Here is a 20,906-nt window from a genome sequence, read left to right as displayed (position 1 = left end):
AGTGTGCGACGGCGCGCGATTATGCCTGAACTCATTCGTCCACGCTGATCATGCTGCGGATTTTCGTGGCCAGCAGGTCGATGGAAAACGGTTTGGCAACCATGTCCATGCCGTCTTCCAGAAAGCCCTGGCGCTCAGCGGCTTTCTCGGCGTACCCGGTCATGAACAGGACCTTGAGACCGGGCCGCTGCTGACGGGCAATTTCCGCCAACTGCCGGCCGTTCATGCCCGGCAGGCCGACATCGGTGACCAGCAAATCCACGCGCAGGTCCGACTCCAGCAGCGGCAGTGCCGCCCTTGCGTCCGCCGCCTGGTGCGCGGTGTAGCCCAGCTCATCGAGCACATTGACCACCAGCATGCGCACCGCCGGGTCGTCCTCGACCACCACCACCGCCTCACCCTCCAGCGCCAACGGGGCTTCGCTTAGGTGCGGCGGCTGGCTGCTTTCCAGCGACGTACCGTACAGGCGCGGCAGGTACAGGCGCACACACGTGCCGTGGCCCGGTTCGCTTTGAATGGTCACGTGGCCGCCGGACTGCTGGGCGAACCCGTAGATCATCGACAGCCCCAGGCCGGTGCCCTGGCCGATGGGTTTAGTGGTGAAGAATGGGTCGAACGCCTTGGCCAGGATCTTCGGCGCCATGCCCGTGCCGTTGTCGCACACGCCCAGCATCACGTAGTCGCCAGCCTTGACCGGTTCAAGGGTGGTGATGTCGGTGCCGTCCAGGTAACTGTTGGCGGTTTCAATCAGGATTTCACCGCCATCGGGCATGGCATCGCGGGCGTTGATTACCAGGTTGAGCAAGGCGTTTTCCAGCTGGCTGGCATCGGTGTTCACCGGCCAGATGTCGTGGCCGAGTTGCACCTTGAGCGCGATATGCGCGCCCTTGGTACGCCGGAACAAATCTTCCAGAGACGTCACCAATTGGTTTGGGTTCAGCGGGCGTCGATCCAGCGACTGGCGGCGTGAGAACGCCAGCAAGCGGTGGGTGAGGGCGGCCGCACGATGGGCGGACGACACGGCGGCATCGGTAAAACGCCCGATCTCATCACTGCGCCCGGCGGCGATATAGCGCTGCATCAGGTCCAGGCTGCCGATGATGCCGGTGAGCATGTTGTTGAAGTCATGGGCGATACCGCCGGTGAGTTGGCCGACCGCTTCCATTTTCTGCGCATGGCGCAGGGCGTCTTCGGCGCGCTCGCGCTCGTACATTTCGTTTTGCAGGCGCTGGTTGGCCTCGGCCAGCGCCTGGGTGCGCTGGGCCACGCGTTCCTCGAGGTTTTCGTTGAGGTGGCGCAGGGCTTCTTCGGTGAGTTTGCGTTCGGTCTCATCGATCACAAAGATGTAAAAACCATTCACCGAGCCGTCATTGCTGAAGCGCGGCAGGTACTTCATCAAGGCATGCCGCGGCCGGCCGTCGCGGTGCGGCGTGACGGTCATGAAACTGCAGGCCTTGCCCTCGAGCGCGGCGGCAATCTTGTCCGCCCGCCCGGCATACACCTCGTCGCCGAGCACTTCGCGGATGGTCTTGCCGTACAGTTCCTGGGGCGTCCTGCCGTACCACTCCAGGTACGCACTGTTGTTCAGGCGGAAACGCTGTTCGTGGTCGACATAGCCGATCAGCACCGGCATGGCGTTGATGATCAGCTGCAACTCTGTCTGGCTTTGGCGCAGGGCTTGCTCGGTGTGCTTGCGTTCGGTGAGGTCCAATGCGGCGCCGAGGAACCGCGCCGGGCGGCCTTGATGGTCCTTGTAGCAACGGCCCCGGGCAAACACCCAGCGCACGTTGCCGTCGGCCTGCAGCAGGCGGTATTCCTCAGCGTATTCGGTGCCGAAGGTGATGCAATGCTTGATGCTGCGCGTCACCGTGCCGCGGTCTTCAGGGTGCACGCCTTGCAAATAGTCGCTGATCGGCAGCAGGCCTGCATCGCTGGGGGCGACGCCGTGCAGGTAGGCGAAATGCGCGTCGGCAATAAAGCGGTCTTCGCCGATATCCCAGTCCCAGGTGCCTACGGCGTCAGTGGCCGCCAAGGCGAGTTGCAGGCGTTGTTCAGTGTTGTGCTGGGCCCGGCGGCGTTCGTTGGTTTCGATGGCGGTGACCAGGATGCCAGCCACCTTGGCGCTTTCATCGCGGACCGGGCTGTAGGTCAGGTCCAGCCAGATCTCGGTGTCGCGATTATTGCGTTGCAGCACGAAGCGCTGCTCGCTGAACGTGCGCACCTCGCCGCTGAGCACTGCGTCGTAGACCGGCGCGGCAAAGCTTTCCAGCTCCGGCCAGGTCTGGTGCGCGGGCTTGCCCATGGCTTCGGGGTGTTTGTTACCCGCCAGCAGCGCGAAGCCGTCGTTATAGAGTTGCGTGAGTTGGCTGCCCCACAGCAGCAGCATCGGCATCGGCGAGTGCACGACGATATCCACGGCAGTGCGCAGGCTTTGTGGCCAATCATTGGCCTCACCGAGGGGGCTTTGCGCCCAGTCCAGCCGCGCAATTAAAGCGGCGGCTTCGCTACCGGTGGATGTTCCCTTCATGATGTAAAAGCCCTGAGCGTAACGCTTTGAAAGATGACAACACCCATTATCCCGTGACTTGGGAATGAGTGACTACCCCCGAAAAATAGCATGCATTCGGGGTTTGTCTTCAAAACCGTGCGCCAAGGCTGAAACCTTTCATCCTTCAGCCAGTTCAGGGCGATCGCGAAACTGCTCCAGCGCCTGCGGGTTCGCCAGGGCGTCGGTATTCTTCACGGGCTCGCCGTGCACCACATTGCGCACCGCCAATTCGACGATCTTTCCGCTGATGGTGCGGGGGATATCGGTGACAGCGAGGATCTTCGCCGGTACATGGCGGGGTGTGGTGTTGGCGCGGATGACCTGGCGAATGTGTTGCTCCAGGGCTGCGTTCAGTTCGACACCGTCGTTGAGGCGCACGAACAGCACCACACGAACGTCGTCCTGCCAGCGTTGACCAATCGCCAGGCTTTCCAGCACCTGTGGGACTTTTTCCACCTGGCGGTAAATCTCTGCCGTGCCGATGCGTACGCCGCCCGGGTTGAGCACGGCGTCGGAACGCCCGTGAATCAGCAGGCTGCCATTGGGCCGCTGTTCGGCGTAGTCACCCTGGGCCCATACGCCGGGGAACTGGCTGAAATACGAGGCGCGCAGTTTCTGGCGCTCCGGGTCGTTCCACAGGCCGATCGGCATGGCCGGGAAATGCCGGGTGCACACCAGTTCGCCTTTTTCGCCGATCAGTGGCTGGCCCTGGTCATTCCACACCTCAATGGCCATTGCCAGGCTCTTGCACTGCATTTCGCCGCGCCGCACCGGCAACACTGGGTTGCCGATCACAAAGCAGGAGACGATATCGGTGCCGCCGGACATGGAGGACAGGCACAACTCGCCCTTGATCTCGCGATACACGTAGTCGTAGCTCTGCGGCGACAACGGTGAACCCGTTGAAATCAGGCCTTTGAGGCTGCCCAGGTCGTGGGTCAGGCGCGGTTGCAGGCCGGACTTTTCCAGCGTGGCGAGAAACTTGGGGCTGGTGCCGAACACGCTGATCTTTTCCGCGTCGATCAGGTCGATCAGCCGCTCGGGGCCTGGATGAAAAGGCGAACCGTCATACAGCACCGCCGTAGCGCCGATGGCCAGCACCGACACCAGCCAGTTCCACATCATCCAGCCGCAGGTGGTGTAGTAGAACAGGCAGTCCTCGCGCGACAGGTCGGCGTGCAGGCCGTGTTCCTTGAGGTGGGTGAGCAGCACGCCGCCGGTCCCATGGATGATGCATTTAGGGATGCCGGTGGTGCCGCTGGAATAGAGGATGTACAGCGGATGATCGAACGGCACGGCGACGAATTCCGGCTCGCCACCGGCTTGGTAGAAGTCCTGCCACAGGGTGATGCTGGCGTGGGTGCGGTAGTCCTCGACTCGCGCCTGGGGCCGTGCATAAGGCACGATGATCAACTGTTCCAGGGACGGCAGGCGCTCGAGGATTTCATTGAGCTTGGCGGTCTGGTCGATGTCCTTACCGGCATAGCGGTAACCGGCGCAGGTGATCAGCACTTTGGGTTCGATCTGGCCGAAACGGTCGATGACGCCCTGGGTGCCAAAGTCGGGCGATGAGCACGACCAGATCGCGCCCAGGCTGGTGGTCGCGAGCATGCCCACCAGGGTTTGCCAAGTGTTGGGCATGCACGCGGCAACCCGGTCGCCCTGGGTGACGCCGGCAGCGCGCAGGCTTTTTTGCAGGCCGGCCACGTGGGCGGCCAGTTCGGCGTAGGTCAATTGCTCGCGCTGGCCATCTTCGCTGATGGCGACCACCGCCGGGTGATCGTCGCGGCGGCGCAGCAGGTGCTCGGAAAAATTCAGGGTGGCGCCGGGAAACCAGTGGGCGCTGGGCATCTCGGTGTCTTCGATCAGCACCGCCGTGGGCGGGCTGCGAAATTGCACGTCGAAGAACGCCACGATCGCCCTCCAGAAATCCGGGCGCTGGTCGATGCTCCACTGGTGCAACGCCGGGTAGTCGCTGAGCTCCACGCTGTAGCGTTCGTTGATGTAGCGGCGGAACTGGTCCATGCGCGTCTTGGCGATGCGTGCCGGGGAGGGTTGCCAGAGGATGTCGGACATACGCAAGTCTCTTATTCTTCTACAAATCTATCCAACAAAATCGACCCAATGTGGGAGCGGGCTTGCTCGCGAATGCGGTGTGTCAGCCAGAAATTTGTTACTGACCCACCGCATTCGCGAGCAAGCCCGCTCCCACATTTAGATCTCCTGTGTGTGCACGATGGGGGTCTACTGTGCCAGCCAACCGCCGTCGATATTCCACGCCGCACCGCGCACCTGGCTACCCGCCTCGCTGCACAAAAACAGCACCAACTCACCCAGCTGCGGCGGCGTGACAAACTCCAGTGACGGCTGCTTCTCCGCCAACAAATCATGCTGCGCCTGCTGCGGGTCGATGCCATTGGTGGCGCGATCATCAATCTGCTTCTGCACCAGCGGCGTCAGCACCCAGCCTGGGCAGATGGCGTTGCACGTGACGTTACTGGTCGCGGTCTCCAGGCCGACCACTTTGGTCAGCCCGATCACGCCATGCTTGGCCGCCACATACGCCGCTTTGCCCACTGAACCGACTTGCCCATGCACCGACGCGATATTGACAATGCGCCCCCAGCCCTTGGCTTTCATGCCTGGCAAGCTCAAGCGCGTGCTGTGGAACACCGAGGACAGGTTGATCGCGATGATCGAGTCCCAGCGCTCAGCCGGGAAGTCTTCCACCGCCGCGACGTGCTGGATGCCGGCGTTATTCACTAGGATATCCACGCCGCCGAATTCACGCTCGGCGTAGGCGATCATGTCGGCGATCTGCGCCGGGTCGCTGACGTCCGCCGGGTGATGGCCGACCTTGCCGCCAAACGCTTGCACTTGCGCGATCACCGCGCTGGCGTCGCCAAAGCCGTTGAGGATCAAATTGGCCCCGGCCTTTGCCAGGCTCAACGCGATACCCAGACCGATGCCGCTGGTGGAGCCGGTGACCAGGGCGGTCTTGCCGTTCAATGTCGTCATGAAAACCTCACACAATGCCGGTGGCGTAGAAAGTACCGATCACCACGAACACCGCGAGGGTCTTGATGATCGTGATGCCGAAAATGTCCTTGTAGGCTTCGCGGTGGGTCAGGCCAGTCACCGCCAACAGCGTGATCACCGCGCCGTTGTGGGGCAGGGTGTCCATGCCGCCGCTGGCCATGGCAGCCACCCGGTGCAGCACTTCAAGGGGGATATTGGCCGCATGGGCCGCCGAAATAAAGCTCTCGGACATTGCCGCCAAGGCAATGCTCATGCCGCCCGACGCGGAGCCGGTGATACCGGCCAGCAGGGTCACGGTAATTGCTTCGTTGACCAGCGGGTTGGGAATGCCTTTGAGCCAGTCTGCCAGTACCAAAAAGCCTGGCAACGAGGCAATCACTGCGCCAAAACCGTATTCCGAGGCGGTGTTCATCGCCGCCAGCAGCGCACCGCTGACCGCACTTTTACTGCCTTCGGCGAGCTTGCTTTTGATCGCCTTCCAGCCAAACACTAGCACCATGATGATGCCCACCAGCAACGCCGCCTGCACCGCCCAGATTGCGGTCAGCTTGGCGATGTCGGTGGTCACCGGCGCGCTCATGCCCGGCAGGCTGAGGCTGTGGGTCTTGCCGTACCACTGCGGGATCCAGTGGGTGAACAACAGGTTCATCACCCCCACCAGAATCAGCGGCGACAGCGCGATCCATGGGTTGGGCAGGGTCAGGTTTTCAGCGGTTTCGGGCTCGTTGCGCAGCTCGGTGCCATAGCCTTCGCCCGCGCGCTGGGCTTTGTTGCGCTGACGCGCCAGGTAGAGCATGCCGGCGCAGAACACGAAGATTGTGCCGATCAACCCCAGCCACGGCGCGGCCCAGGCGGTGGTGTTGAAGAAAGTACTGGGGATGATGTTCTGGATCTGCGGCGTGCCGGGCAGGGCGTCCATGGTGAACGAAAACGCACCGAGGGCGATGGTTGCCGGGATCAGCCGCTTGGGAATATTGCTCTGGCGAAACATCTCCGCCGCAAACGGGTACACCGCAAACACCACCACGAACAGCGACACGCCGCCATAGGTGAGCAGGGCGCAGACCAATACGATCACCAGCATCGCCTGGCGCGTGCCGAGCAAACGGATCGCGGCGGCGACAATAGAGCGCGAGAAGCCCGACAACTCGATCAGCTTGCCAAACACCGCACCGAGCAGGAACACCGGGAAATACAGTTTGATAAAGCCGACCATTTTCTCCATGAACACCCCGGTAAAGGCAGGGGCGACGGCGGACGGGTCGGTGAGCAGGACAGCGCCGAGCGCGGCGATGGGGGCGAACAGGATAACGCTATAGCCACGGTAGGCAGCCAGCATCAGCAGCGCCAGGGCTGCCAGGGCAATGATCACACTCATGGTGTGTCTCCATCGGATTGTTATTTTTGTGGGGTGAGGCTTTGGAGGAGGGCTATAGCGAGATGTGTGCCAAGATTTTAACTGATTGAAATATATAGATAATTCATGTTTTTTTGATGGCGATCTTGAACTGAGTCTCTATTTTGAGACAGATGAAGATCCAATGTGGGAGCGGGCTTGCTCGCGAATGCGGTGTGTCAGTCAAAGGATTCTTTACTGGTACACCGCATTCGCGAGCAAGCCCGCTCCCACAGTGTAATGTCTTTATATGTAGATCGGTGTCTCTTTATTGAGACTCGCTGATCCCCAGCGCCACCATTTTCTTATACAACGTCGACCGCCCAAGCCCCAGCCGCTTCGCCGCCTCCACCACATTCCCCTCACACGCCTCCAACGCCGCCCCGATTACCTGCCGATCAAATCGCTCCCGCGCCACACTGAAACTCTCCCCCTCGACCGGCACCACCGCACTGCCACGCTGCACCGGGGTGAACGTACCAATCGCCGCACGAATTTCCCGGGCATCCAACACCAAGTCATCACTCAACAACGCCGCCCGCTCCAGCACGTTACGCAGCTCACGGATATTCCCCGGCCACGCATGCTGCGCCAACAAGGCCAACGCTTCATGATCCAGTTCATGCTGGCTGCGCAGTTCCTCAAGGATCGCCTCACTCAACGCCGGGATATCCTCCAGCCGCTCGCGCAACGGCGGCACCTGGATTGGGAGCACATTCAGCCGGTAATACAGGTCCGCACGAAACTCACCGCGCTTGATTGCCGCTTCCAGGTCCATCGACGTGGCGGCTATTACCCGCACATCGCTGTGCAGCATCTCGTTGGAGCCTACTGGCTCAAATTCTTTTTCCTGCAATACCCGCAGCAATTTGCTTTGCAGCGGCAGGGGCATGTCCCCGATCTCGTCGAGGAACAGCGTGCCGCCTTGGGCGATCTGGAATTTACCGGGACGGCCCTTGCGGTCAGCACCGGTAAACGCGCCCGGTGCGGTGCCGAAGAACTCGGCTTCCAGCAGGTCTGCGGGAATCGCCGCGCTGTTGACGCTGACAAAGGCCTTGTGCGCCCGCGTGGAGGCGCCGTGAATCGCCTGGGCGAGCAACTCCTTACCCGTGCCGGTTTCCCCCAGTAACAATACCGGCGATTCGGCACTCGCACTGCGCCGCGCCCGGCGTTTCACTTCAAGGCTGGCGGCGCTGGTGCCGATGAAGTGCGCGAAGTTGTATTTACTCTGGCGCGAACGCAGCAATGAGCGGGTGGAGGCCAGCTCCTGTTGCATGCTCAGGTAACGTTCGATCAATGGCGACAGGTTGCGCAGCTCATCAAACAAGGCAAAACCAATCGCCCCGATCACCGCGCCTGCGTCGTTGTGGATCGGCAGGCGCATCACCACCAGCGGGCCTTTGGGCGTGTCCTGGATATCCAGCAGGATCGGCTGATCATTGCGCACCACCTGGCGCAGCAGGCTGTTGGAAATCACCTGTTCGCAGGGCTGGCCGATGGCTTCATCGGCGCTTTTCAGGCCGAAACGCTTGGCGTAACGCTCGTTCATCCAGACAATATTGGCGTCGCGGTCGACAATCACCGTGCCCTCGCTGGACTGCTCGATAATCTCGAACAGCGACTGGATGGCCAGGCCGCGAACCTGTTGGTAATCCTTGAGGTTATCGGTGATGTTCATGCTCATGCCACCCACACAAAATATAGATAGGATCGCGGTCCTGTGGGAGCTGGCTTGCCTGCGATGGCGCCCTTCAGATCGCTATCGCAGGCAGCCAGCGCCTACAGGGGAATGTGCGCCGCGGCTAAAAGCTCTTTGGTATAGGCATGCTGCGGCGAATCAAACACCTGGTGGCTCGCGCCGGCCTCCACCACCTTGCCGTCCTTGATCACGATCATGTCGTGGGCCATGGCGCGCACCACCGCCAGGTCATGGCTGATAAACAGGTAAGTCAGGCCGTATTTCTCTTGCAGTTCACGCAGCAGTGCCACCACTTGTTTCTGCACCGTACGATCGAGGGCCGAGGTGGGTTCGTCCAGCAGCATCAGCGCCGGCTTGAGCACCAGGGCGCGGGCGATGGCGATACGTTGGCGCTGACCGCCAGAAAACTCATGCGGATAACGGTGCCGGCTGGCAGGGTCAAGGCCCACGTCCTTGAGCACCTGAACCACCTGTGCATCGCGATCGGCCAGGCTGCACGGTGCGTGCACTTCCAGGCCTTCGCTGATGATCTGCTCCACGGTCATGCGCGGGCTGAGGCTGCCGTAAGGGTCCTGGAACACCACCTGCATCTGCTTGCGCCATGGGCGCATTTGCTGGTTATTCAGCGGGTCGAGGGCTGCACCCTGGAAGCGGATGCTGCCGCTGGAGTCGAGCAAACGCAGGATCGCCTGGCCCAAGGTGGATTTACCCGAGCCAGACTCGCCGACGATCCCCAGGGTCTTGCCGCGCTGCACGCTGAGGCTGATGCCATCCACCGCACGCAGATAGGTTTTGCGCCGAAACAGGCCGCTGCTCAGCGGGAATTGCACGCTCAGGTCGTCGACCTGCAACACCGTCTCGCGCTCATCGCTGCACAGCGCATCACCGGCCGGTTCAGCATCCAGCAGCAGGCGGCTGTAAGGGTGCTGAGGCGAATTGAACAGGGTCTGGCAGTCGGCCTGTTCGACAATCTCCCCGGCGCGCATTACGCACACGCGTTGGGCAATGCTGCGCACCAGGTTGAGGTCATGGCTGATCAGCAGCAGCGACATGCCCAGGCGTTGCTGTAAGGACTTGAGCAGCAGCAGGATCTTGCGCTGCACGGTCACGTCCAGGGCGGTGGTGGGTTCGTCGGCGATCAGCAACTCCGGCTCGCAGGCCAGGGCCATGGCGATCATCACCCGCTGGCGTTGGCCACCGGAGAGCTGGTGCGGGTAGGCCTTAAGCCGCTCCTGGGGTTTCTGGATACCCACCAGCTCCAGCAATTCGAGGATGCGCGCCTGCGCCGCCTTGCCGCCCAGGCCCTTGTGCAGCAGCAGGGTTTCGCCGATCTGCTTTTCGATGCTGTGCAGTGGATTGAGGGAGGTCATCGGCTCCTGGAAGATCATCGCAATGCGGTTGCCGCGCAGCTTTTGCAGGGTAGCCGCTGAGGCACCGATCAATTCCTGGCCTCGATACTTCACCGAACCTGTGGTTTGCGTACCGGCTTCGGGCAGCAATTGCAGGATCGAATGGGCCGTCACCGACTTGCCCGAGCCCGACTCGCCGACCAGCGCCAGGCATTCGCCGGGGCGCACATCCAGGCTCAGGTTGCGCACCACGGTCTGGCCAGTGAACGCGACGCTGAGGTCGCGGATTTCGATCAAGTTCATACGGGAGCACTCATGAACGGGGGTCGAAGGCATCACGCAATGCCTCGCCGATAAATACCAGCAGCGACAGGATCAGCGCCAAGGTGAAAAACGCCGTCAGGCCCAGCCACGGCGCTTGCAGGTTCTGTTTACCCTGGGCGATCAGTTCGCCCAGCGAGGCGCTGCCTGCCGGCATGCCAAAGCCCAGGAAGTCCAGGGCGCTCAAGGTCGAAATCGCCCCCGTCAAGATAAACGGCAGGTAGCTCAACGTCGCGGTCATCGCGTTGGGCAGGATATGCCGGCGAATGATCTTGCCGTCACCCAACCCCAACGCTCGGGCGGCCTTGACGTATTCCAGGTTGCGCCCGCGCAGGAACTCGGCGCGCACCACATCCACCAGGGCCAGCCAGGAAAACAGCGCCATGATCCCCAGCAGCCACCAGAAATTCGGCTCGACAAAGCCGGACAGGATGATCAGCAGGTACAGCACCGGCAGCCCCGACCACACCTCCAGAACGCGCTGGCCAATCAAATCCACCCAGCCACCGTAGTAGCCCTGCAAGGCACCCGCGGCAATGCCGATGGCGGCGCTGATCGCCGTGAGCGCCAAGGCAAACAGGATCGACACCCGTGCGCCAAAGATCACCCGCGCCAACACATCCCGCGACTGGTCATCGGTGCCCAGCCAGTTCACCGTTGAAGGTGGGCTGGGGGCAGGGCGGGTCAGTTCGTAGTTGGGCGTGTCATCGCTGAACGGGATCGGCGGGAACAGCATCCAGCCGCCGTCTTGTTTGATCAGCTTTTGCACGTAATCGCTGCGATAGTCGGCCTGGAACGGCAGCTGGCCGCCGAATTGCTGCTCGGTGTAACGCTTGAATACCGGGAAATACAGCTCGTTCTTGAAGCTCAGCACCAAAGGCTTGTCATTGGCGATCAACTCGCCGCCGAGGGTCAGGATAAACAGGCCGATAAACAGCCACAGCGACCACCAGCCGCGACGGTTCTTCTTGAACCGCTCGAAACGCCGACGGGCAACGGGAGACAAATTAAGCATCAGGCGTTCCTCGCGGCGAAGTCGATACGCGGGTCCACCAAGGTGTAGCAGAGGTCACCGATCAGTTTTATCAAGAGGCCGAACAACGTGAAGATAAACAACGAGCCGAATACCACCGGATAGTCCCGCGATACGGCGGCTTCGTAGCTCATGCGGCCCAGGCCGTCGAGGGAGAAGATCACTTCGATCAGCAAGGAACCGGCGAAGAACACACTGATAAACGCCTGGGGAATGCCCGAGATCACCAGCAACATGGCGTTGCGGAATACATGACCGTACAGCACGCGTCTTTCGCTCAAACCTTTGGCGCGTGCGGTAACCACGTACTGACGCGTGATTTCATTGAGGAACGAGTTTTTGGTGAGGATCGTCAGCGTGGCGAAACCGCCAATCACCAACGACGTTACCGGCAATACCAGGTGCCAGAAATAGTCGGCGATCTTGCCCACGGTGCTCAGTGCTTCGAAGTTTTCCGAGACCAGCCCGCGCACCGGGAACCAGTTCAGCGAGGTGCCGCCGGCAAAAACCACGATCAGGAACATCGCAAACAAGAACGCTGGCATGGCATAGCCGATGACGATCGCGGTGCTGCTCCACACATCGAAGCTGCTGCCATGGCGCACGGCCTTGCGAATTCCCAGGGGGATCGACACGAGGTAGGTGATCAGCGTCGCCCATAAACCAAGGGAAATGGTCACGGGCATTTTTTCCAGGATCAGGTCGATCACCGTCTTGCCGCGAAAGAAGCTGTTACCAAAATCCAACTGGGCATAGCTCTTGAGCATCAGCCACAGGCGTTCCGGCGCGGGCTTGTCGAAACCGTATTGTTTTTCGATGTCCTTGATCAACTTAGGGTCCAGGCCACGACTGGCGCGGGAACCGCTGCTGATGCCTTCGCCGGATGACCCGCCGACGCTACCGCCGCCGATGCCTTGCAGGTTGGCGATGGCTTGCTCAACCGGACCGCCGGGGGCGGCCTGTACGATCACGAAATTCACCAGCAGGATGATCACCAGCGTCGGGATGATCAGCAACAAGCGCCGCACGATATAGGCAAACATCAGCGCGCACCTCCGCGTTTTTTCAACTCGGCTGTCATTTGTTCATTCGTCAGTGGCGTGGGGCTGATTTCCCACCAGGTTTCCAGGGCTTCGTCGTTCTTCGCCTCGATGGCCGGGCGACCGAAGCGGTTCCACCACGCGGCCGAAGTGCCCGGTGGGTAGTAGTTGGGGATCCACAGGTAATTCCATTGCAGTACCCGGTCCAGCGCGTGGGCGTAGGTGAGCATCTGCGCCTGGGTGTCGGCCTTGACCAGGCCCTTGATCAAGGTGTCGACGGCCGGGTCCTTGAGCACCATGTAGTTATTGGCGCCGGGGTCATAGGCCGCCGCCGAGCCGAAGTAGTTGTACAGCTCCATGCCTGGCGACGTGGTAACCGGGAAGCCGATTACGATCATGTCGTAATCTCGCGTCATGATTCGGTTTACATACTGCGAGGAGTCGATACGGCGGATATTCAAGGTGATGCCGATCTGGGCCAGGTTGCGTTTGTACGGCAGCAGCAGACGCTCGAGGCCGTTCTGCGTATTGAGGAAGGTGAACTCCAGCGGCTCGCCCTCGGCGTTCACCAGTTTATCGCCTTCAGGTTTCCAGCCGGCTTCTTCCAGCAAGGCCAGGGCTTGCAACTGCTTGTCGCGGATCATGCCGCTGCCATCGGTCACCGGTGCCTTGAACACCTCGGTGAAGACCTCGTCGGGGACCTGGCCGCGCAAGGGCTCGAGAATCGCCAGCTCTTCTTTGCTGGGTAACTGGCTGGCCGCCAGCGGGCTATTGGAGAAGAAACTCTGCTGGCGGATGTACATGTTGCGCATCATCTGCCGGTTGGCCCATTCGAAGTCCCACAGCATCGCCAGCGCCTGGCGCACGCGGCGGTCCTTGAACATCGGCTTTTGCACGTTGAATACATAACCCTGGGCCGCTTGCGGCATCTCCTTGGCCAAATGCGCGCGTTGCAAGCGGCCATCGTCGAGGGCCGGGCCGTTGTAGCCGATGGAATAGCCGGTGGCGGAAAACTCGCGGTTGAAATCGTAGGCGCCACCGCGCAAGACCTGGCGGGCCACTTCGGTGTCACCGAAATACTCCAGGCTCAGGTGATCGAAGTTGTACAGGCCACGGCTGACAGGCAAGTCCTTGCCCCACCAATTCGGGTCGCGGGTAAAGGTGATGGTGCTGCCGGAGTCGATCTTGCTGATTTTGTACGGACCGCTGCCCAGCGGGGCCTCGTAACCGCCGCCATTGGCGAAATCACGGGTTTTCCACCAGTGCTCCGGGAAGACGGGCAGGGTGGCAATGTCCAGGGGCAGGGTGCGGTTTTCATTGCTGGAGAAGTCAAAACGCACCTGGCGCTCGCCCTCGACTTCGACGTGCTTGACGTCGGCGAACAGCGTGCGAAAACGCAGGCTGCCCTGGGTCATCAACAGGTCGAAGCTGTAGCGCACGTCTTCGGCGGTGATTGGCTTGCCGTCGGCAAAGCGTGCCTTGGGGTTGAGGAAAAAACGCAGCGACAGGCCGTCCTCGGCGCGCTCCATTTTTTCGGCGACCAGGCCGTAGACCGTGTAGGGCTCATCCAGGGAGCGCTGGGCCAGGGGCGCGTACAGCCAGCCATCGACCTGGGAAACGCCGATGCCTTTGTCGATATACGGCAACACATGGTCGAAGCGCCCGATTTCGATCGCCGAGCGGCGCAGGGTGCCGCCCTTGGGGGCATTCGGGTTGGCATAGTCGAAATGGCTAAAGCCGGCGGGGTACTTGGCCGGTTCGCCGTATACCGTAAGGTAAGGTTGGGGCGCCGCAATCACGGCGGTGCTGGCCAGCAACAGGGCCAGGGTCGAGCTAAACAGGTAGGAAAAAGCCAATCGCATTGTCAGCCTTGAACGCCGTGTGAAGTAGAAAAGGGATTTGTACGCTAACGGCATCAGCGTCGCCAGTCATCACATGCACAACGGCCCACCAAAAGGCGGGCCGTTGTTTATAGCATCAGCGCAGACTGGATCAGTCCTGGCGGCTGGTGACTTCCAGCAGGTGGTAGCCGAACTGGGTTTTCACCGGGCCTTGCACGGTGTTGACCGGGGCGCTGAATACGACAGTGTCGAACTCTTTTACCATCTGGCCTGGACCGAACGAACCCAGGTTGCCGCCGTCGCGGCTGGACGGGCAGCTGGAGTTGGCTTTGGCGATTTCTGCGAAATCGGCGCCGCCTTCGATTTGGGCCTTGAGTTCGTTGCACTTGTCTTCAGTGGAAACGAGGATGTGACGGGCGGTGGCTTTGGCCATGGGAAGTAACTCCTTGAGTAAAAAGGGTGAGCCTACCGGATTCAGTCGGTTATTTCCTGGCAAAGTTCCACTGGATTTTGGGTACTGCACTAAACCTGAGCAGGCATCTATCCATCGTTAAGCTGCTTCGGCGTAGCGTTCATACCCGTTCAAAGCAAGACGATATAGTCGTTTTGCTGGAGGATGGGCCGGTGCGGGCCTTGCACTAAATGCACATAACGGCCGTCCACCAGATCGATGGGGAGGCAGTCGTCTATGTCCATCACGGCGTCAGTATGGGCCTGGGACCAGTGGCGCAGCATCTGTTGCTTGCCTTTGCTCATCGCTTCCTGCTTGTTGCGTGCGACCACCAGCAGATAGTGGTGGGCCTCGCCAAAGCTATTGGCTTCATAACCGCCCAGGTTGATGAAATACAGGTGATGCGCGCCGGCAGACGGTGCCAAGTGGCTTATCTCGACTTTCCAGCCGTCGACGCCGTCCACTGCCATCCACGAATCGATATGCACGCCCTTGGGGCTGCCGAACCAGTCAGCGCGTAATTGCGGGTAGGCCGCTTCCAGCGTGTCCGCCACAGCGAATACCACATCGTGCACTTCAATCTTTGCGCGTGGGTGCTTACCCCCGAGCATGACGACAAACAGCATTGCAGGTTCTTCCTGGCGACTTGGCAAAGGCTAACCATACTTCGATTGAACCCTTTTGTCCGGTCAATGCCACACTGTTAATCCGCGAACTTATCAGGAGGTTGTCATGCGTACCATTGATCTGGCGGGCGTTCCCGTCCCTGTCATCGGCCAGGGAACCTGGCGCATGGGCGAAAACCCCGACCAGCACCGCGCCGAAGTCGCGGCGTTGCAACTGGGCATTGATGAGGGCATGACCCTGATCGATACCGCTGAAATGTATGGCGAGGGTGGTGCTGAAACAGTCGTCGGCGAAGCCATTCGCGGTCGGCGTGACCAGGTGTTCCTGGTGAGCAAGGTCTACCCGCACAACGCCAGTCACAAAGGCGTTCCCCGTGCCTGTGAAGCCAGCCTCCAACGCCTGGGCACGCACTACATTGATCTATATCTGTTGCACTGGCGCGGCCAATATCCTCTTGAAGAAACCGTCGACGCCTTTGAGCGCTTGCGCGAAGCCGGCAAGATTGGCCGCTGGGGCGTCTCCAATTTCGACGTGGCCGACCTGCAGGAGCTCGCATCTCCAGCCTGCGCCACCAACCAAGTGCTCTACAACATCGAGGAGCGTGGTATCGAATTCGACCTGCTGCCCTGGTGGCAACAGCATCACTTGCCCTTGATGGCGTACTGCCCGATCGCCCAGGGTGGCGAGCTGTTGGCCAGCCCGACCCTCAAGCAGATAGCGCGGCGCCACGAGGTTACGCCCGCCCAGGTTTCCCTGGCCTGGGTGTTGCGCCAGGACGGTGTTATCGCGATACCCAAGGCCGTCACCCCCGAGCACGTGCGACTCAACGCAGCGGCCGCCAAGCTGGTACTGGATGAGCACGACTTGGACGCTATCGATCGCGTGTTTGGCGCGCCCAAGCGCAAGCACCCGTTGGCGATGGTTTAGCCAACTGGCAGGAACGGCGTCTTCCTTGGCGCCGTTCCTGTATCAATTCTCCCTAGCCCGCAACCGGGCTGCGCCAGTCATCAGACCCCGATGTCCCGGACACTTCATGGGTCCACACGATCTTGCGATACGTGAAGTACACATCTTCCAGGTGCGTGAAATGGGCGTTGTCCGGGTCCTGGCAATTGGGCATGCGTGACTGGATGTCAACGATGGTCGCCCCCTCCAACTCAATGGTGAAGTAGTGTTCCTGGGTGCCGGCCGACGAGGTGCGCAACCATTCCAGCCGACACTTGACCTCTTCGCCGCTGGTCAATGCGCTGAACAGCAATGGCGAAGACTTATCGAAGACCTTGCTGATCATCAAGGGCTTATGGACCCTCTGGCCCGTTGGCTGGCCCGACTGCGGATCGCGGGGAATGATCACCTGATGAGCAAAGGCCTGGACCAGGATCTGGTCCTCATGGCCTTCCTGATAAATGTTACCTACCGAGTCCTGGGTAAACGTGCCTGCCGTAATCAAACCTTGTTTGACACCGGTGATGGAGAGATACGCGGGTGTTGGCATGACGGGTTTCCTTGCCTGATTAATGAGGTAGTCCCAACCGATAAATGTGCCGGCTGGGCAAATACCTATAACAAGAAGCGTGCCTGAAAGTACGTCGCCCAATAAAATTAGGGGGGCAGCGTTATATGTGCATGGAATTTCTATGAGATAGGCGAGTTTTAATTGCTTTGGACGGTATTTGATTGCGCAGCGGTGCGCATTTAGTTGCTCAGATAGATCGCTTGGTAAAACTTACAGTTTTCGAAGAGGTCGAGCATCTACAGTTGTTTAAGTGCGCAAAAAGCTGCGCATTCGTCGATTTAGGATTTTTGTAGGAAAAGGATTAAGTGTAATTCCGTCGCTTGCTGAATGTTATAGGCGTGGCTAAGGTTTGGGAGCTTTGCAGGGGTTTCTGCAAAGTACAGATGGCTTTCTGATGTGCAGTTTTAAATGTGATTAGTTGGCCTTTTTGTCTCGGTTAGTTGCGCGCGGTGCCAAATGTCTTATTCGGACGAGCTTTGTGATTATTGGCTTGAAGTTGCACGTTCGCCGTGTACGCAAACACGTTTTGCGGGCAGCGATATGCGCTTTTCAAGTGAGTATGAAGTCTTGGAATCAGAGCTGGCCAAGGTGCAGTCGATTCATGGCAACGGCCAGCCCGATTGGCATAAGGTCCTGGAAACCAGCGAGATCCTGTTACGCCAGCAGTCCAAGGATCTGAAGGTGGCCGTCTGGCTGACCTGGGCGCTGCACCAGCGTGAATCCTTCCCAGGCTTACTGGCCGGGCTCGGGTTGCTGCGTTATCTCTGCGAGCATCATTGGTCGGCGGTCTACCCTGAAAAACCGCGCACCCGTGGCGCGGCATTCGGATGGTTGGTGTTGCGCCTTGAGCCCCTGTTTATGCAGGGCCCGCCGCTGCAGAACCAGCAGCCTCTATTCCGTGCCGTGCTTGAGCACCTGATATGCCTCGATGAGCTGTGGACCAAGCACTTGGGCGATGACGCGCCGTTGCTGCTGCCGATACGCAGGCAATTGGCCCAGCGATTGGAGCGGGCTGCGCAGGGCGACGCCCCGGCGGTGGGGTTGAATGGCGTCATTGCGCAGGTCAAGCAGGCGACCAGCCAATTGCTCAAACCCGAAGGGGTGGTGGACAACGAAAAAGACGCCAGCAAGTTGCTGCGTACGTTGCAGGAACAAGCCCGTTCCCTGTGTGCCTGGTGGTTGCGCCAGAACGCTACTGACCTGCGCGCGCTGCGCCTGAATCGAACATTGACATGGCTGGCACTCGCCAGCTACCCGGATGCCGATAATGAGCGGGTCACCGCCTTGCGCGGGCCAGCCCCCGACAAGCTCAAGCGTTATCACGAACGTTTTGCCCAAGGCCATCACGCCGACCTGGTGCTTGAACTCGACGCCAGTCTCTGCGGTGCGATGTTCTGGTTCGATGGGTTGCGCATGCTCTGGCAATGCCTGGAGGCCTTGCAGGCCGAACAGGCCATGACCGAGCTGGAAGTGACCTTCGCTCTGTTGTTGCAACGCTTGCCTGAGCTGCCGGCCTTTCGCTTTCACGACGGCGCCCCTTTTGCCGATGCCGTCACGCGCGACTGGATCACGCTGCAGGTTGCGCGTCATCTACAAATGCCCGAATCACCTGCAGCGGTGGTTGATGCTGAAGCCGAGCCCTGGGAGATCGCCTTGCAAGGCGTGGCGCCCCGGCTGCTAAAGGACGGGCTCAAGGCCGCCATCCATGAACTCAAGCAAGGCATGCACGCCGCTCGCAGTGATCGCGCGCGTTTTTATTGGCGGCTGGCCCAGGCGCGCCTGTGTGTACAGGCCGGCAAACATGAGCTGGCGAAGATCCAGCTCGAACACCTCGACCACGAATTGCAACGTACGGGCCTGGAACGCTGGGAGCCGGAGCTGGCCCTTCAAGTCACCCAGCTTTTGTATCGCTGCTGCGATCTGCTGCCACAAAACCACGCCGTGCGCGAACGCAAGGAAGACACCCACCGCAGGCTGTGCCTCTTCGATCTGGAAGCGGTACTTGAATAGGCTTTCGAGCCACTTAAAAAGGAGATACACCATGGCCAAAGAAGGTTCGGTAGCCCCCAAGGAACGTATCAATATCACGTTCAAACCCGCCATCGGCGGCGCGCAGGAAGACGTCGAACTGCCATTGAAATTGTTGGTGCTGGGCGATTTCACCCAGCGTGAGGATGTGCGCAAGCTCGAAGATCGCAAGCCTATCGCGATCGACAAGAACACCTTGGATGACGTGTTGGCCAAACAGGCGTTGAGCTTGACGCTCAACGTGCCCAACCGCCTGCAGGAGGAGGCAGACGTTGAGGAACTGGCCATTCAGGTCCGCATTAATTCCATGAAGGATTTCAATCCCGCGAACCTGGTTGAACAGGTTCCCGAGCTGCACAAGCTGATGGCGTTGCGCGAGGCACTTATGGCGCTGAAAGGACCATTGGGCAACACCCCGAGCTTTCGCAAGGCTATCGAACAGGCCCTGGCCGATGACGAGTCCCGCACCCGGGTATTGGCGGAGCTGGGGCTGGACACCCCCGACACCTGACATTTTTCAGTAAAAGGACACTGACCACATGACTACACAACAGCACCCGCTACCTGCACCAACCGCTGACCAGTACAGCATCCTCGACAACATAGTTGCGCAGACACTACTGAGTGCGGACGACGAGGCGTATGGCATTGCCAAACGTGGCGTCTCAGCGTTTATCGAAGAGTTGATCAAGCCGCAAAACCGTGGCGAGCCCGTCAAGAAACGCTTGGTCGACCGCATGATTGCCGAGATCGACACAAAGCTCAGCCTGCAAATGGACGAAATTTTGCACCACCCGGACTTCCAGGCGCTGGAAGCCTCCTGGAAGGGGCTGCAATTGCTGGTCGACCGCACCAACTTTCGCGAGAACATCAAGATCGAGCTGCTGAACGTCTCCCGTCAAGACCTGCTGGAAGACTTCGAAGACTCACCGGAAGTGACTCAGTCCGGGTTGTACAAACATATCTACAGTGCTGAATACGGTCAGTTTGGTGGCCAGCCTGTGGGTGCGATTATCGCCAACTACTTCCTGTCACCCAGCGCGCCCGATGTGAAGCTGATGCAGTACGCATCCAGTGTGGCTTGCATGGCCCATGCGCCTTTTATCGCTGCCGCCGGGCCGGCGTTCTTCGGATTGGAAAGTTTCACCGGTTTACCGGACCTCAAGGATCTGAAAGACCATTTCGAAGGCCCGCAATTTGCCAAATGGCAAAGCTTCCGCCAAAGCGAAGACGCGCGTTATGTCGGGTTGACGGTACCGCGATTCCTGCTTCGTACGCCCTACGATCCCCTTGAATGTCCAGTCAAGACCTTCGCCTACCATGAAAACGTGGTCAACAGCCATGAGCACTACCTGTGGGGCAATACTGCCTACGCCTTTGCCACGCGCCTGACTGACAGTTTCGCGCGGTTTCGCTGGTGCCCGAACATCATCGGCCCGCAAAGCGGTGGGGCAGTGGAAGACTTGCCTTTGCATCACTTCCACAGCATGGGCGAAATCGAAACCAAGATTCCGACTGAAGTACTGGTGTCCGACCGTCGTGAATACGAACTGGCGCAAGAGGGCTTCATTGCCTTGACAATGCGCAAGGGAAGCGACAATGCCGCGTTTTTCTCCGCCAGCTCGGTACAAAAGCCGAAATATTTTGGCCTCATTCCCGAAGGCAAGGAAGCCGAGCTGAATTACCGCTTGGGTACCCAGTTGCCTTACATGATGGTGGTCAATCGCCTGGCCCACTACCTCAAGGTCCTTCAGCGCGAGCAACTGGGGGCGTGGAAGGAACGCACCGACCTTGAACTGGAACTCAATAAATGGATTCGCCAGTACGTGGCCGACCAGGAAAACCCCAGCGCCGAGGTGCGTGGGCGGCGCCCCTTGCGCGCAGCGCGCATTGTTGTCAGTGACGTCGACGGCGAGCCCGGCTGGTATCGCGTCAACCTGAGTGTACGGCCGCACTTCAAGTACATGGGGGCAGACTTCACGCTGTCCCTGGTTGGCAAGCTCGACAAAGAATGAGCA

At 60.1% G+C, this 20,906-nt stretch carries 16 protein-coding genes; 4 read left to right on the top strand and 12 right to left on the bottom strand.

Annotated elements, in window-relative coordinates; all coding sequences use genetic code 11:
* Positions 1-31: 31 nt before the first annotated feature.
* From JBO08_RS08230 to JBO08_RS08180, 11 genes are all read right to left on the bottom strand, one after another.
* Entirely contained in the window at positions 32-2,527 is a 2,496-nt protein-coding gene (locus JBO08_RS08230; RefSeq protein WP_065945414.1) for a PAS domain-containing protein, read from the bottom strand.
* A gap of 138 nt (positions 2,528-2,665) precedes the next feature.
* The gene (locus tag JBO08_RS08225) at positions 2,666-4,624 is read right to left on the bottom strand and encodes an acetoacetate--CoA ligase (protein WP_220074204.1); all 1,959 of its coding nucleotides are present in this window, start codon (positions 4,622-4,624) and stop codon (positions 2,666-2,668) included.
* Positions 4,625-4,792: 168 nt separating this feature from the next.
* Positions 4,793-5,566, bottom strand: coding sequence for a 3-hydroxybutyrate dehydrogenase (locus JBO08_RS08220; RefSeq protein ID WP_065872024.1), 774 nt, complete (start codon positions 5,564-5,566; stop codon positions 4,793-4,795).
* 7 nt (positions 5,567-5,573) lie between these two features.
* The gene (locus JBO08_RS08215; RefSeq protein ID WP_065880685.1) at positions 5,574-6,965 is read right to left on the bottom strand and encodes a GntP family permease; all 1,392 of its coding nucleotides are present in this window, start codon (positions 6,963-6,965) and stop codon (positions 5,574-5,576) included.
* A 286-nt stretch (positions 6,966-7,251) separates the two neighbouring features.
* A complete protein-coding gene (locus JBO08_RS08210; protein WP_049713545.1) occupies positions 7,252-8,661 on the bottom strand; it encodes a sigma-54-dependent Fis family transcriptional regulator in 1,410 nt (469 codons plus the stop codon).
* A 101-nt stretch (positions 8,662-8,762) separates the two neighbouring features.
* Complete coding sequence (locus JBO08_RS08205; protein WP_065872022.1) at positions 8,763-10,334, bottom strand: ABC transporter ATP-binding protein; 1,572 nt, start codon at positions 10,332-10,334, stop codon at positions 8,763-8,765.
* A 10-nt stretch (positions 10,335-10,344) separates the two neighbouring features.
* On the bottom strand, positions 10,345-11,367 hold the full coding sequence (locus tag JBO08_RS08200; RefSeq protein ID WP_049712947.1) for an ABC transporter permease: 1,023 nt from the start codon (positions 11,365-11,367) through the stop codon (positions 10,345-10,347).
* Positions 11,367-12,428 (bottom strand): microcin C ABC transporter permease YejB, encoded by a 1,062-nt coding sequence (locus JBO08_RS08195; protein WP_065880686.1) that lies wholly within the window; start codon positions 12,426-12,428, stop codon positions 11,367-11,369. The genes JBO08_RS08200 and JBO08_RS08195 overlap by 1 nt, the downstream gene beginning before the upstream one ends.
* Positions 12,428-14,287 (bottom strand): extracellular solute-binding protein, encoded by a 1,860-nt coding sequence (locus JBO08_RS08190; protein ID WP_065880687.1) that lies wholly within the window; start codon positions 14,285-14,287, stop codon positions 12,428-12,430. Before JBO08_RS08190 ends, JBO08_RS08195 begins: the two co-directional genes overlap by 1 nt.
* Positions 14,288-14,417: 130 nt before the next feature.
* Positions 14,418-14,699 carry a peptidylprolyl isomerase gene (locus JBO08_RS08185; protein ID WP_010210937.1) on the bottom strand — a complete coding sequence of 94 codons (282 nt, stop codon included), beginning with the start codon at positions 14,697-14,699 and terminating at the stop codon, positions 14,418-14,420.
* 149 nt (positions 14,700-14,848) lie between these two features.
* The gene (locus tag JBO08_RS08180; RefSeq protein WP_049712951.1) at positions 14,849-15,343 is read right to left on the bottom strand and encodes a DUF1543 domain-containing protein; all 495 of its coding nucleotides are present in this window, start codon (positions 15,341-15,343) and stop codon (positions 14,849-14,851) included.
* Positions 15,344-15,449: 106 nt separating this feature from the next.
* Here JBO08_RS08180 and JBO08_RS08175 point away from each other — a divergent pair, with 106 nt between their 5' ends.
* A complete protein-coding gene (locus JBO08_RS08175) occupies positions 15,450-16,271 on the top strand; it encodes an aldo/keto reductase (RefSeq protein WP_065872019.1) in 822 nt (273 codons plus the stop codon).
* Between the two features lie 52 nt (positions 16,272-16,323).
* On the opposite strand, the gene JBO08_RS08170 is transcribed toward JBO08_RS08175, so the two are convergent.
* Complete coding sequence (locus JBO08_RS08170) at positions 16,324-16,839, bottom strand: Hcp family type VI secretion system effector (RefSeq protein WP_012724698.1); 516 nt, start codon at positions 16,837-16,839, stop codon at positions 16,324-16,326.
* A 477-nt stretch (positions 16,840-17,316) separates the two neighbouring features.
* Between JBO08_RS08170 and tssA the strand changes: the two genes are divergently transcribed.
* Genes tssA through tssC form a run of 3 tightly spaced genes read left to right on the top strand, consistent with a single transcriptional unit; the run spans position 17,317 to position 20,903 of the window.
* Positions 17,317-18,870 (top strand): type VI secretion system protein TssA, encoded by a 1,554-nt coding sequence (gene tssA, locus JBO08_RS08165; protein ID WP_083213973.1) that lies wholly within the window; start codon positions 17,317-17,319, stop codon positions 18,868-18,870.
* Between the two features lie 31 nt (positions 18,871-18,901).
* The gene (gene tssB / locus JBO08_RS08160) at positions 18,902-19,399 is read left to right on the top strand and encodes a type VI secretion system contractile sheath small subunit (RefSeq protein ID WP_065872017.1); all 498 of its coding nucleotides are present in this window, start codon (positions 18,902-18,904) and stop codon (positions 19,397-19,399) included.
* Positions 19,400-19,427: 28 nt separating this feature from the next.
* Entirely contained in the window at positions 19,428-20,903 is a 1,476-nt protein-coding gene (gene tssC / locus JBO08_RS08155; protein ID WP_220074205.1) for a type VI secretion system contractile sheath large subunit, read from the top strand.
* Positions 20,904-20,906 lie beyond the last annotated feature (3 nt).

Origin of the sequence: Pseudomonas sp. LAP_36, assembly GCF_019456785.1 — a bacterium.
Classification (GTDB): Bacteria; Pseudomonadota; Gammaproteobacteria; order Pseudomonadales; family Pseudomonadaceae; genus Aquipseudomonas; species Aquipseudomonas tritici.
Note: the sequence above shows the minus strand (reverse complement) of the source record. Positions and strands in the feature narration are given on the sequence as shown.